The organism is Pseudomonas sp. YNh, from assembly GCF_037993085.1.
Lineage (GTDB): Bacteria > Pseudomonadota > Gammaproteobacteria > Pseudomonadales > Pseudomonadaceae > Aquipseudomonas > Aquipseudomonas putida.
Window position 1 is genome coordinate 244696 of record NZ_JBBMRJ010000002.1, and the last position, 13805, is coordinate 258500.

General features: G+C 62.9%; 12 protein-coding genes and 1 riboswitch. Of the genes, 8 read left to right on the forward strand and 4 right to left on the reverse strand.

Annotated features, from left to right (window positions below):
* Positions 1–147: 147 nt before the first annotated feature.
* Positions 148–244: riboswitch (S-adenosyl-L-homocysteine riboswitch) on the forward strand.
* A gap of 20 nt (positions 245–264) precedes the next feature.
* The 5 genes from ahcY (at position 265) to WF331_RS03155 (ending at position 6793) form a co-directional block, all read left to right on the forward strand.
* On the forward strand, positions 265–1674 hold the full coding sequence (ahcY, locus tag WF331_RS03135; protein WP_340622648.1) for an adenosylhomocysteinase: 1410 nt from the start codon (positions 265–267) through the stop codon (positions 1672–1674).
* Between the two features lie 108 nt (positions 1675–1782).
* Positions 1783–2628, forward strand: a complete 846-nt coding sequence (gene metF, locus WF331_RS03140; RefSeq protein WP_229609085.1) for a methylenetetrahydrofolate reductase [NAD(P)H] — start codon at positions 1783–1785, stop codon at positions 2626–2628.
* Positions 2629–2719: 91 nt separating this feature from the next.
* Positions 2720–3793: a hypothetical protein gene (locus tag WF331_RS03145; RefSeq protein WP_174370672.1), complete on the forward strand. Its 1074-nt coding sequence runs from the start codon at positions 2720–2722 to the stop codon at positions 3791–3793.
* 98 nt (positions 3794–3891) lie between these two features.
* Positions 3892–4680 (forward strand): substrate-binding periplasmic protein, encoded by a 789-nt coding sequence (locus tag WF331_RS03150; protein WP_340622649.1) that lies wholly within the window; start codon positions 3892–3894, stop codon positions 4678–4680.
* A gap of 217 nt (positions 4681–4897) precedes the next feature.
* Positions 4898–6793, forward strand: a complete 1896-nt coding sequence (locus WF331_RS03155) for a DEAD/DEAH box helicase (RefSeq protein ID WP_016501961.1) — start codon at positions 4898–4900, stop codon at positions 6791–6793.
* 55 nt (positions 6794–6848) lie between these two features.
* Here WF331_RS03155 and WF331_RS03160 read toward each other — a convergent pair whose 3' ends face one another.
* From WF331_RS03160 to WF331_RS03170, 3 genes are all read right to left on the reverse strand, one after another.
* Positions 6849–7427 (reverse strand): YceI family protein, encoded by a 579-nt coding sequence (locus WF331_RS03160; protein WP_016501962.1) that lies wholly within the window; start codon positions 7425–7427, stop codon positions 6849–6851.
* A 34-nt stretch (positions 7428–7461) separates the two neighbouring features.
* A complete protein-coding gene (locus WF331_RS03165) occupies positions 7462–8013 on the reverse strand; it encodes a cytochrome b (RefSeq protein ID WP_019471547.1) in 552 nt (183 codons plus the stop codon).
* Positions 8014–8269: 256 nt separating this feature from the next.
* A complete protein-coding gene (locus WF331_RS03170; protein ID WP_340622650.1) occupies positions 8270–10114 on the reverse strand; it encodes a flavin monoamine oxidase family protein in 1845 nt (614 codons plus the stop codon).
* Positions 10115–10324: 210 nt separating this feature from the next.
* Between WF331_RS03170 and WF331_RS03175 the strand changes: the two genes are divergently transcribed.
* The 3 genes from WF331_RS03175 (at position 10325) to WF331_RS03185 (ending at position 13185) form a co-directional block, all read left to right on the forward strand.
* Entirely contained in the window at positions 10325–10816 is a 492-nt protein-coding gene (locus WF331_RS03175) for a hypothetical protein (protein WP_041167919.1), read from the forward strand.
* Positions 10817–10895: 79 nt separating this feature from the next.
* Positions 10896–12302, forward strand: coding sequence for an adenosylmethionine--8-amino-7-oxononanoate transaminase (locus tag WF331_RS03180; RefSeq protein WP_340622651.1), 1407 nt, complete (start codon positions 10896–10898; stop codon positions 12300–12302).
* A gap of 163 nt (positions 12303–12465) precedes the next feature.
* Positions 12466–13185, forward strand: a complete 720-nt coding sequence (locus tag WF331_RS03185) for a 16S rRNA (uracil(1498)-N(3))-methyltransferase (protein WP_340622652.1) — start codon at positions 12466–12468, stop codon at positions 13183–13185.
* On the opposite strand, the gene trhA is transcribed toward WF331_RS03185, so the two are convergent.
* Positions 13186–13803: a PAQR family membrane homeostasis protein TrhA gene (gene trhA / locus WF331_RS03190; RefSeq protein WP_016501968.1), complete on the reverse strand. Its 618-nt coding sequence runs from the start codon at positions 13801–13803 to the stop codon at positions 13186–13188.
* Positions 13804–13805: the final 2 nt, after the last annotated feature.

Below are 13805 nucleotides of genomic sequence, written 5' to 3' on the forward strand. Positions count from 1 at the left end.
GCAATGATGGCAGAGCGGCCGCCATCGCTCCATTGAACATCGACTATCGTCTCGATTAATCGACAGAAAACCTTGGGCAAGTGGCCGCGCGCGGCTATAATCTGCGCCGTTTCACATGGTCGCCCACTGCGGCGCCATGCCCGCCACCTGTCCGAGGGGCGCTGCAGCAGGCTAGGCCTGTCAGGCTCGGATGGGGCGTTGCTCGCTCTCGCGGGCGCTTAACGCACAACGGCGCCCATTCGCACACTACGAATGGAGGCTCTCATGAGCGCTGTAAACACGCCTGCTGGTTTTACCGATTTCAAAGTCGCTGACATCTCCCTGGCCGCTTGGGGCCGTCGCGAAACCATCATCGCCGAATCGGAAATGCCAGCCCTGATGGGCCTGCGTCGCAAGTACCTGACCGAGCAACCGCTCAAGGGTGCGAAGATCCTGGGCTGCATCCACATGACCATCCAGACCGCCGTGCTGATCGAAACCCTGGTAGCCCTGGGTGCCGAAGTGCGCTGGTCGTCCTGCAATATCTTCTCGACTCAAGACCAGGCTGCCGCGTCCATCGCCGCCGCCGGCATCCCGGTATTCGCCTGGAAAGGTGAAACCGAAGAAGAGTACGAGTGGTGCCTGGAGCAGACCATCCTGAAAGATGGCCAGCCATGGGACGCCAACATGATCCTCGACGACGGCGGCGACCTGACCGAGCTGCTGCACCAGAAGTACCCGCAGGTACTGGACCGCGTGCACGGTGTAACCGAAGAGACCACCACTGGCGTACACCGCCTGCTGGACATGCTGGCCAAAGGCGAGCTGAAAGTCCCGGCGATCAACGTCAACGACTCGGTCACCAAGAGCAAGAACGACAACAAGTACGGCTGCCGTCACAGCCTGAACGACGCCATCAAGCGTGGTACCGACCACCTGCTGTCGGGCAAGCAAGCCCTGGTGATCGGCTACGGTGACGTGGGCAAGGGCTCGGCCCAGTCCCTGCGTCAGGAAGGCATGATCGTCAAGGTCACCGAAGTTGACCCGATCTGCGCCATGCAGGCCTGCATGGACGGCTTCGAGCTGGTCTCGCCGTTCATCGACGGTATCAACGACGGCACCGAAGCCAGCATCGACAAGGCCCTGCTGGGCAAGATCGACCTGATCGTCACCACCACCGGTAACGTCAACGTCTGCGATGCCAACATGCTCAAGGCCCTGAAGAAGCGTGCCGTGGTCTGCAACATCGGCCACTTCGACAATGAGATCGACACCGCCTTCATGCGCAAGAACTGGGCCTGGGAAGAGGTCAAGCCGCAGGTACACAAGATCCACCGTACCGGCGCTGGCAGCTTCGACCCGCAGAACGACGACTACCTGATCCTGCTGGCCGAAGGCCGCCTGGTCAACCTGGGTAACGCCACTGGCCACCCAAGCCGCATCATGGACGGTTCGTTCGCCAACCAGGTGCTGGCACAGATCTTCCTGTTCGAGCAGAAGTACGCCGACCTGTCGGCCGAGAAGAAAGCCGAGCGCCTGACTGTTGAAGTACTGCCGAAGAAACTCGACGAAGAAGTGGCCCTGGAAATGGTCCGCGGCTTCGGCGGCGTGGTTACCAAGCTGACCAAGCAGCAAGCCGACTACATCGGCGTGACCGTCGAAGGCCCGTTCAAGCCGCACGCCTACCGCTACTAAGTAGTCGCAGGCAACGCTTCGCAACGATGCCCAAGCCAGGCCGGCCCACACCGCCCTGGCTTTTACTTGCAGCCTGCCGCTTGAAGCAGGCTGCTTGAGGAACGAGTAATGTCACAAGAACGCCGCTACAGTTTCGAGTTCTTCCCGACCAAGACCGACGCCGGTCACGAAAAGCTGATGGGCGTCGCCCGCCAGCTGGCCACCTACAACCCGGACTTCTTCTCCTGCACCTACGGTGCCGGTGGCTCGACCCGCGACCGCACGCTGAACACCGTGCTGCAGCTGGAAAGCGAAGTGAAGGTACCGGCCGCACCGCACCTGTCGTGCGTGGGCGACTCCAAGGACGACTTGCGCGCCCTGCTGGCGGAATACAAGGCTGCCGGCATCAAGCGCATCGTCGCCCTGCGTGGCGACCTGCCATCGGGCATGGGCATGGCCAGTGGCGAACTGCGCTACGCCAGCGACCTGGTCGAGTTCATCCGCCAGGAAACCGCTGACCACTTCCACCTGGAAGTGGCCGCCTACCCGGAAATGCACCCACAGGCGCGCAATTTCGAAACCGACCTGGCCAACTTCGTGCACAAGGTCAAGGCTGGCGCCGACAGCGCCATCACCCAGTACTTCTTCAACGCCGACAGCTACTTCTACTTCGTCGAGCGCGCACAGAAGCTGGGCGTGGACATCCCGGTGGTACCCGGCATCATGCCGATCACCAACTACAGCAAGCTGGCGCGCTTCTCCGACGCCTGTGGCGCCGAGATCCCGCGCTGGATCCGCAAGCAGCTGGAAGCCTATGCCGACGACACCACCAGCATCCAGGCATTTGGCGAAGAAGTGATTACCCGCATGTGCGAACAGCTGCTGCAAGGCGGCGCACCGGGCCTGCACTTCTACACCTTGAACCAGGCCGAGCCAAGCCTGGCGATCTGGAACAACCTGAAGCTGCCGCGCTGAAACTTTTTGGCAAAGTCTGCTTAAGAAATGATTAAGGCTTTGGTCATAGACTAAAGCCTTATTCATTTCCGGGTTACAGGTCTTGCCAGCCATGCAGCATCCCCAGCCATCGCGCCCACAACTTGTCTACCTGGCTTTTGGTCCGGCAACCTACCATCAGGAAGCCTGCTTCAGCATCGTCAGCGCCCTCGCCCACCTGGGCCCGGCAGCAGGCGAAGCCATGGACATCCAGGTATACACCGACAACCCGCAGCCCTACGCCAGGCTGCCCGTCACGGTCCACTTGCTGGACGAAGCCACGCGCCAGGCATGGAACGCCCCACACGGTTATCATTTTCGCAGCAAGCATGTGCTGCTGCGCCAAGTGCTGCAGCAACACCCGCTGGCCGTGCTGATCGACACCGACACCTTCTTCCGCACATCGCCGCTGCAGCTGTTCGCCCGGGTGGCCCCTGGCAAGCTGCTGTGCAATGCCATCGGCCCACGCTATGGTGCGAACCAGAAGTGCCTGCTGTACAAGAACCTGCTGTCCATACTGCAAGCCCGGGGCCTGGCCGACTGCCAGATGCCACTGGTCAATTCTGGGGTAATCGGCCTCACAGCCGCGGACGCCAGCACCCTGGACCGTTCCATCGACCTGATGGACGAGTTCCACCCGCTGGCGCGCGAGGCGTACACACTCGAAGAGTTCTGCCTGGCGGTGGCGGCCTACCGCAAACTGGAGCTGGCCGAGTGCACCGATGTCATTCACCACTACTGGAGCCGCAAGGCGCAGTTCCGCGCCAAGATCCAGGCCTGGTTGCGCAAACACGGCCATGACCCGCTGAGCCAGGCGGCGCTGGCCGACGTCGCCTTGGTCAATGACCAGCTACCACGGCCGCCAGCCCTGCACCGCCTGGGCTACAAGGCGCTGAGCCTGACCCTGCCGCGCCACGAGCGCCAGTTTGCCCGCGAGCTGCTGTATGGGTGCTACCCCTACCCCAACGAATTCGACCTCGCCTGCGCGCCGGCCTGGTGGGACAAAGCCCTGGAAAACCTCAATGCCCGTCATGGCCAGGTGCAGCCCGAGCAACTGCGCCAGTGCTTGCGCCACCCGGGGTTGCGCCTGTCGTTGGGCGAACGGCGCAAAGAGATCGAGGTGCATCTGCTGAGGTCTGGAAAGTAGCGGTAATCCTGTGGGAGCGGGTTTACCCGCGAAGGGGCCAGCACAGGAGAACACTCCCGCCTCTGGCCTTGATTCGGCCGAGCGCGTAATCTCCGGCCATGCCACTCGTCGCCCGCCTGTTCTGGATCCTGCTGCTCGCCTGCCTGAGCCCGTTGGCCCTGGGCGAGCGCCTGCGCCTGGTATCCGATGACTGGGCGCCCTACATTTATCAGCACGATGGCCAACCACGCGGTATCGACTACGAAGTCACCACCGAGGTATTAAAACGCCTGGGTGTCGAAGTGGAATGGCAGTTCCTGCCGTGGAAGCGCTGCCTGGCAATGATCGAGCAAGGCATGGCCGACGGCATTCTGGACATCTTCCAGAGCGAAACCCGGCGCCCCTATCTGGTGTACGCCCCCGAGCCCTTGTCGGAGGTCGAGTTCGTGCTGTTCCAGGCCCGTGCACGCCGCCATGCCGTGGCCGGGCCCGAAGACCTCACAGGCCTCACCGTAGGCACCTCGCCCGGCTATGCCTATGGCGCTGCGTTCAACCAGGCCACACATTTTCGACGTGAAGCAGCGCCGACCCAGGAAGCCAACTTCGGCAAACTGCTGCTGGGCCGTATCGACCTGGCAATCACCGACCGCGTGGTCGGGCATTACCTGATCCGGCAGCTGGGCATGGAACAGCAAGTCGAGGAACTGCCGCCGGTGATCAACCGCCAGGCCCAGTACCTGGGGCTGGTGCGCAAGCCGGGGCGCGAAACACTGGCCCTGGCCTTTGCCGAAGAACTGCAGCGCTTCAAGCAGGAACCGGCCTTTGCCGCCATCAGCCACCGGTACACAGGCGACATCGGAAACATTCTCAACGCCGTTGAGCAGCAGGAAAGCAGCACAGCGCGATAGCTCTGTTATACTCGGGCCTTCCCGCCCGGCTCACGCCCGGACGCTCGGCCTCGCAACAGGCATCCCGATCGGCACCGACGCCCCCTGGCGTTCCCCTCCGTTTCCCGGATGTGCAGTGAAAGCCCAGCTGGACCGGACGCGATCGCATCCCACCGATGCCCGTCGCGCCAGGCAGAACATCCCAACGGGCCCAGCCCACACGAGAACAGGATCGCCCATGTCCTTTGCTTCCCTCGGTCTCTCCGAGGCTCTTGTCCGCGCTATCGAGGCTGCGGGCTATACCCAGCCGACCCCCGTGCAACAGCGGGCGATTCCCGCCGTGTTGCAAGGCCGCGACCTGATGGTTGCCGCACAGACAGGTACTGGTAAAACCGGCGGCTTCGCCCTGCCGATTCTCGAGCGCCTGTTCCCGGCCGGCCACCCCGACAAGTCGCAGCGTCACGGCCCGCGCCAGCCGCGCGTGCTGGTGCTGACCCCGACCCGCGAGCTGGCAGCCCAGGTGCACGACAGCTTCAAGGTTTATGCCCGTGACCTGCCACTGGTCAGCGCCTGCATCTTCGGCGGCGTTGGCATGAACCCGCAAGTCCAGGCGATTGCCAAAGGCGTTGACGTGCTGGTTGCCTGCCCGGGCCGCCTGCTCGACCTGGCCGGCCAAGGCAAGGTCGACCTTGCCCATGTGGAAATCCTGGTGCTCGACGAAGCCGACCGCATGCTCGACATGGGCTTCATCCACGACGTCAAGAAGGTACTGGCACGCCTGCCATCCAAGCGCCAGAACCTGCTGTTCTCGGCCACCTTCTCCAAGGACATCACCGACCTCGCCGACAAGCTCCTGCACAACCCGGAGCGTATCGAGGTCACGCCGCCGAACACCACCGTCGAGCGTATCGAGCAGCGCGTCTACCGCCTGCCCGCCAGCCACAAGCGTGCGCTGCTGGCACACCTGATCACCCTGGGTGCCTGGGAACAGGTATTGGTGTTCACCCGTACCAAGCACGGCGCCAACCGCTTGGCCGAGTACCTTGAAAAACAAGGCCTGACCGCCGCCGCGATTCACGGCAACAAGAGCCAGAACGCCCGCACCAAGGCCCTGGCCGACTTCAAGGCCAACAGCGTGCGTGTACTGGTCGCCACCGACATCGCCGCCCGCGGCCTGGACATCGATCAGTTGCCCCACGTGGTCAACTTCGAGCTGCCGAATGTCGAGGAAGATTACGTACACCGTATCGGTCGTACTGGTCGCGCCGGTCGTTCGGGCGAGGCCATTTCGCTGGTCGCACCAGATGAAGAAAAGCTGCTCAAGAGCATCGAGCGGGTAACCCGGCAGAAGATCGCGGACGGCGACCTGATGGGCTTTGACGCCAGCCAGGTGGAAGCCGAGAAACCCGAAGTACGCGAGCGCCCGCAGGGCAACGGCCGTGGCGGTCGCAACCAGCAGGCCCGTGGCGAAGGGGGTAAAGACTCCAACGGCGGCCGCAAGGACAAAGGCAAGGATAAAGGCAGGGCCAAGCCACAGGCTGCCGACAAGCCGGCCGACAAGGAAAAGAGCGGCGACAAGCAACAGCAGCCGCGTAAACCGCGTGACAAAAAGCCGCGCCAGCCACAGCAGCAGGCCAGCAGCAACAGCGAGCCTAAAGCACAGGTTAACCGCGACCCGGAAGTATTCCTGGACGACGACGTCGACAACTTCGGCAACCGTGCCGACTATGTCAGCCCGTACCAAGGCAAGAACCAGGGCCGCAATCGCCGCCCAGGCGGTGGTGCTGGCCAAGCCCAGGGTACCGGCCAACGTAGCAACACCGGGGGCCAGGGCCAGGCTCGCAGTGGCGGCCAGCAACGCAATGGTGGCAGTGCCGGCGGCGAAAAACGCCCGCCCCGCGCCAACAACGGTGGGGGTGCCCGTCGTGATGGCGGCGGTGGCCGTGGTCGCCCGAACCGTGACGATGCTGCCCGGCAAGAGCCGGCCGTGAGCAACCAGCGCCAGCCGGAAAAACAGCCGGTGATCATCCGCAAGGAATCCAAACTCGACCGTTTCCCAACGCCTGAGCAACTGGATGACCTGCCAAGCCGCCCGCGTGGCGAGAAGCCTGCGCTGCTCACCCGCAAAGGCTGATAGAAAGCATGAGGGGGCTGCTTCGCAGCCCCCTCGGTCTTTCACTTAAAGCAGATTACTTCTGCTTCACACCTTCAACACTGATATCCAGGTCCAGGGTCTGCGAAGTCGCGCCTGGGCCCTTGATGCCGAAGTCGTTCAGGTTAAGGGTAGTGGTGGCGTTGAAACCAGCGCGCTCACCGCCCCATGGGTCCTTGCCTTCACCGTTGAAGGTGGCCTTGAAGGTGACTGGCTTGGTCACGCCGTGCAGGGTCAGGTCGCCGGTCACGTCAGCAGTCTTGGCACCCGTCGACTTGACGGCAGTAGAGACGAACTTGGCTTCAGGGTACTTCTTCACGTCGAGGAAATCGGCGCTGGCAATGTGCTTGTCACGCTCGGCGTGGTTCGACCACAGGCTGGCGGTTTTCAGGTCGACGCTGATCTTGCTGGCTTCTGGCTTGGCGCTGTCCCAAGTGAAGTTGCCGTCGAAGTCCTTGAAGGTACCGTGGATGAAGCTGTAGCCCAGGTGGCTGATTTTCCAGTCGACGAACGCGTGCTGGCCTTCCTTGTCGATCTTGTACTCGGCAGCCATTACCTGGCCGGCGGAAAGCAGAGCGGTACCGAGCGCCAGAGCGGCAAAAGTCTTTTTCAACATCCTTATTTCCTTCCTATGCAATTGAGGTTGAGAGTCAAGCTTTGCGGCCCAACATGCGAGTCAGGGTCGCGTCACGGTCGATGAAATGGTGCTTGAGCGCTGCCAGGGCATGCAGCACGGCAAAAATCACCAGGCCCCAGGCCAGCCAGAGATGAATCACACCCGCAACATCTGCCTGGTCAGGCAGGTCGCTGATCAGTGCCGGCACTTCGAACAGGCCAAACACCGGAATGCCGACGCCGTCGGCGGTAGAAATCAGGTATCCGGCAGCCATTACCGCAAACAGACCCAGGTACAGGGCCAGATGGCCAAGCTTGGCCGCCAGGCGCGTGACTGCGCCATGGTTGGCGGGGGCAGGTGGTGGCGGGCTGATGAAACGCCAGACTACCCGCAGCAGCATCACCGCCAGCAACACCAGGCCGATGCTTTTGTGCAGGTCCGGGCCGGCTTTGCGCCAAGGGCTGTAATAGTCGAGGCCGACCATCCACAGGCCCAGGCCGAACAGGCCGAAGACTGCCAGCGCCACGCCCCAGTGCAGGATGATGCTGACCACGCCGTAGCGAGAAGGTGAATTGCGCAGTTGCATGTTGGCGTGTATCCCCGTGAAAGCTGTGCACAGACTAACGCGTAACGTATCGAATAAAAGCGGAAAAAGTTGCTTCGGTTTATCGAGAAATCCGATATGTATTCTGTAAGCTTGCCATTAAGGAAACATTAACGATAGTCGGGGAAGTTGAGGTTGCCAGTACAGGCCTCTTCGCAGCACAAGGCTGCTCCTACAGGGGTATGCGGTGCCTGTAGGAGCAGCCTTGTGCTGCGAAGGGGCCGGCACTGTCGATCAATCAGCCAGCCTTGGCCTGGGTATTGGCCACAGGTTTCTTGGTCGGCTCGGATTTGGCAGTTGCCTTCCTGGTTTCGGCAGGCTTGTGCGCCGGCGCATGCTTGATCGGGGCGGCCTTGGTTGCCGCAGGCTTGGCAGCCGCTTCCTTGATGACAGGTGCAGGTGCTGCCGGAGCCGGCGCGGCCTGGGGAGCAGGCGCAGGTGCCGGCGCCACTTCCTCTGCCTTGGCGATTGGCTCAGCCTTCACCTCTGGCGTATCCGCCCCGCCAAACAGGCGTTTGAAGAAACCTGGCTTGTCCTGCCTGGCCTCTTCGGCCTGCTTCGGCTCAGCCTTGACCGGCGGTTTGTCAGCCTTGTCGGCCTTGTCGGACGAACCACCGAACATATTGGAGAAGAACCCGCCCTTGCTATCCTTGGCTGCCGCGGCCCCTGCCGCCGCAACCGGCACCGCCTTGGCGGGGTCGAACGACTTCCCGGCCAACAGGTCCTGTGCCTGGCTGGCCGCACGCTGGCCACTGCGCAGGGCGCCTTCCAGGGTGCCCGGGTACAGGGCATCGGTGTGTTCACCGGCAAAGGTGATGCGCTGCACCGGGCGCTCCCACAGGCGCCAGTATTTGCTGATCTGCCCCGGGCCGTAGGCCAGGTAAGCGCCGCCGGTACCGGCGTCAGTGCTGTAGCGCTTGACCTCGTAACCGGTGAAGGCACCACGGGCCTGCGGGTAGAACGCATGCAGGCGGATCAACACCTGATCGACCATCTGCTTGTCGCCGAACGCCTGCAGCAGGCGGGCGTTGTCCCCGGAAAGGTTGATCACCACGTTGGCGCCGCCCTTGAGCGCTGGCTCGATCCACAGCATGCCGAGGCCGGCGTTGCTGAAGATTTCGCCCGACATGCGCGCGCGGCTTTCCCACACAGGCTTCTTGAACTTGAGCATCAGCTGGTCGCGCCAGCCATAGTTGGTGCCTCTGAGCGCTGCCACGTGCTGGGTGTCCAGGCCCGGGGTCATCTGGATCTTGGCCAGGGCACGCAGCGGCACGGCCATGACCAGGTAATCCGCCTGGTAGCCAACGCTACCGACTTTTACCGTTACGCCATCCTTGTCCTGGACGATGGCGGTGACCGGCGAGCTGGTCTTGATGGTCTTCAGCTGCTTGACGAAGGCCTGGGCCAGCACCGGGCTGCCACCGGGCAGGCGCGCGGCACGCAGGTCACGGTCGCTGACACCGCGGTACACACGGTTCTGCTGGGCGAAATACAGCAGCGACAGGCGCGACGGTTCATCGTAACGGGTACGGATCTGCTGGTTGACCAACTGACGGGCGGTGGCCGGCAGTTGAAGTTTGTCCAGCCAGGTGGAGACGTTGATCTGGTCGAGGGCGAACAGCGTGCTGGTTGCCTGCGGGTTCAGCGGGTCATCGATCGAACGGGCCAGGTCATCAAGGGTTTTCTCGTAGCGCTTGAGCGCTTCGGCGGTAGCCGGTTGCTTGGTGGCCAGGTCGGTGGCGCTGAAGTACTCACCGTCGATCAGGTAACCGGGGGTACGCACGAACTCCGGAGCTGGCAGTGTTTCTAGCTTGAAACGGTCAAGGTACTGGTTGAGCACCGGCTGCGCCTTGGCATTGCCGATCCACTCGCTGGTGGCCAGGCCCGAACGCCCGCCCATGCCCGACTTGGCCTCCAGCAGGGTCACCTGCCAGCCTTTGTTCTGCAGCTCGTAGGCTGCCGTCAGGCCCGCCAGGCCGCCACCCACGACAATCGCCGTGGGCGTCTTGTCCTTAGCCAGCGCGGCGCCGCTGGAGACACCAATCAATACCAACGCGCACAGGCGCACCCAAGCAGCAGCCATGTCGGCGGACTCCGAGTCAGAGGTTACAGAAACGGGGAGAGGCAGGAATGCCCCGGGAAGATGCGTTAAGAATACGTCAGGTCCGACCACCCTGCCAGCGCAGTGACATCAAGTCCTTTTGGCAACTGACATTTTTGCCAGTAGCCATGTCACACGGCGGCAGAGGAAGCTGGCGAAACTGGCCAGAAGCCCCGCCAGGAGGGCATGCGCATGATCTTCGAGGAGCACTTCCAACACGTCGAACGGCAGTTTCTATGGCACAAGCAGACACTTCATACAGCCTCCGGCCTGAGTATCCGCTCCAACAGCACCTCGTGGACCGGCTTTCATGAAGCGTTCAAGGGTGAAGACGGCACCGAGCTGGTCATCGGGGAACACAGCGACGTGGAAATCGTCTTCGCCCAGGAAGTCGAGTGCCTGCGCCTGGAATACTACGTGGTCAGCGACTTTCTCTGCGACGACCTGCACATGCTGTTCGATGCTGAAAGAGTAGATTGCGACCTGGCCACCCCGATACCGCGCAACTTCTACTGGCTCACAGTGGAAGGCAGCGGGTTTCGCGACCTGCGCCCTGGCCCCATCGCCACGAACCCCTACCACCAGGTGATCGACGGCCCCTTCCGCCGCCTGACCATCTCCACTTCGCAGGCCGGTACCGTGCACATCCGGCGGCTCGAATGGACCGGCACCCACCGCCATTGAAAGGCAGCGGTTGTCCTGCCTTGCGGCATTGCTTAGGCTTACGCGGTCGAACCACGCCGCAAAGCCAGGAGAAGTGCCCATGGGCCTCAACGATCAGTGGATGCAACGCGACCTCAAGGTCCTGTGGCACCCCTGCACCCAGATGAAAGACCACGAGCAGCTGCCGCTGATCCCGATCAAGCGCGGCGAAGGCGTGTGGCTGGAGGACTTCGAAGGCAAACGCTACCTGGACGCGGTGAGCAGTTGGTGGGTCAATGTGTTCGGCCACGCCAACCCGCGCATCAACCAGCGCATCAAGGACCAGGTCGACCAACTGGAGCACGTGATCCTGGCCGGTTTCAGCCATCAGCCGGTCATCGAGCTGTCTGAACGCCTGGTGGCCATGACCCCGGCCGGTCTCGACCGGGTGTTCTACGCCGACAACGGCTCGTCCTGCATCGAAGTGGCGCTGAAGATGAGCTTCCACTACTGGCAGAACGTCGGCAAACCGGACAAGAAGCGCTTCGTCACCCTGACCAACAGCTACCACGGCGAAACCATCGCCGCGATGTCGGTAGGTGATGTGCCGCTGTTCACCGAAACCTACAAGGCGTTGCTGCTGGACACGATCAAGGTGCCCAGCCCCGACTGCTACCTGCGCCCAGAGGGCATGAGCTGGGAAGAGCACTCTCGCAACATGTTCGCCGCCATGGAGCAGACCCTGGCCGAGCACCACGCCTCGATCAGCGCCGTGATCGTCGAGCCGCTGATCCAGGGTGCCGGCGGCATGCGCATGTACCACCCGGTGTACCTCAAGCTGCTGCGTGAGGCCTGCGACCGCTACGACGTGCACCTGATCCACGATGAAATTGCCGTGGGCTTTGGCCGTACCGGCACGATGTTCGCCTGCGAACAGGCCGGCATCCGGCCAGATTTCCTGTGCCTGTCCAAGGCCCTGACTGGTGGATACCTGCCGCTGGCCGCCTGCCTGACCACCGACAAGGTCTACCAGGCGTTCTATGACGACTACCCGACCCTGCGCGCGTTCCTGCACTCGCACAGCTACACTGGCAACCCGCTGGCGTGCGCTGCGGCGCTGGCGACCCTGGACATCTTCGAACAGGACAACGTGATCGAGACCAACAAGGCCTTGGCCACGCGCATGGCCACTGCCACTGCGCACCTTGCCGATCATGCACACGTTGCCGAAATCCGCCAGACCGGCATGGCCCTGGCCATCGAGATGGTCAAGGACAAAGCTGGCAAGGTGGCGTACCCCTGGCAAGAGCGACGTGGCCTGAAGGTGTTCGAACACGCCCTGACCCGCGGCGCCCTGCTACGCCCGCTGGGTAGCGTGGTGTATTTCCTGCCGCCGTACGTGATCACCCCGGAGCAAATCGACTTCCTTGCAGAAGTTGCCAGCGAAGGCATCGACATCGCCACCCGCGACAGCGTCAGTGTTGCCGTACCGGCCAACTTCCACCCCGACTTCCGCGACCCGGGCTAGGCCCGGCAATTCGCCACACCACTTTTCCTGTGGGAGCGGGCGTGCCCGCGAACAAGGGCGAAGCCCTTGCCAGGCACCGCAGCGCCTGATTCGCGGCGGTTCGACGCATCGACACGCCCGCTCCCACAGGGAATCTGTGTCTCTCTATTTACCGAGCAAACCCATGAGACTGTCCCGCTTCTTCATCGACGCCCCCCTGAGCCTTGGCGAGCATGACCTGCCCGAAGCCCAGGCCCACTACATCGGCCGCGTACTGCGCATGGCCCCCGGCGACGCCGTGCAGCTGTTCGACGGCAGCGGCCAGGAATACCTCGGCCAGTTGCTTGAAGTGGGCAAGAAAACCGTACGCGTCAGCCTCGACCGGGCCCTCGCCGGCCAGGCCGATTCACCGTTGCACGTGCACCTCGGCCAGGGCCTGTCCCGTGGCGAGCGCATGGACTGGGCTATCCAGAAAGCCACCGAGCTTGGCGCCAACGAGATCACCCCGATCGTCAGCGAACGCTGCGAAGTGCGGTTGAAAGACGAGCGCGCCGACAAGCGCCTGGCCCACTGGCGCCAAGTGGCGATCAGCGCCTGCGAACAATGCGGCCGCTCTACCTTGCCGATCATCCATCCACCCGTGACCCTGGCCGAATGGCTGGGCAGCACCCAGGCGGACCTGAAACTGGTCCTGCACCCGGTGGCCGAGCCGCTTACCAGCCACGAAAAACCTGCGACCCTGGCGTTTCTGATCGGCCCCGAAGGCGGCCTGAGCGAGGCCGAAGTCGAGCAGGCCAAAGCGTCCGGCTTCCACGCCGCCCGCCTTGGGCCACGGGTGCTGCGCACCGAAACTGCGCCAGTGGTGGCGCTATCGGTAGCACAGCAATTGTGGGGGGATTTTTAACTAGAGCACGTAGAACGACACCGCCACGAAGTGCAGCAGGCTGCCGGTAATCACGAACAGGTGCCAGATGCCGTGCGCGTGGCGCAAACGGCTGTCGAGCGCGAAGAAGATGATGCCCACGGTGTAGAACACCCCGCCGGCGGCCAGCCAGGCAAAGCCGGCGCCGCCCAGCGAGTGCAGCAACGGCTTCACTGCCACCAGCACGATCCAGCCCATCACGGCATAAATGATGATAGACAGGACCCGCGCTTCGGAGCGCGGCTTGATCTCCTGCAACATGCCGATCACCGCCAGCCCCCAGACCACGCCGAACAGGCTCCAGCCCCAGGGGCCACGCAGACTGACCAGGCAGAATGGCGTGTAGCTACCGGCGATCAGCAGGTAGATCGACAGGTGATCGAGCTTGCGCATGATCACCTTCGCCCGCCCGCGGGTGCTGTGGTACAGGGTGGAGATGCTGTACAGCAACAGCAGCGTGCCGCCGTAGATGGAGAAACTGACGATCTTCCACGGGTCGCCTTGCAGGCCCGCGAGCACGATCAGCCAGATGGCACCGAAACTGGCCAGGACAGCACCGACCAGGTGGGTCCAGGCGTTGAAGCGTTCACCGTAATACATGC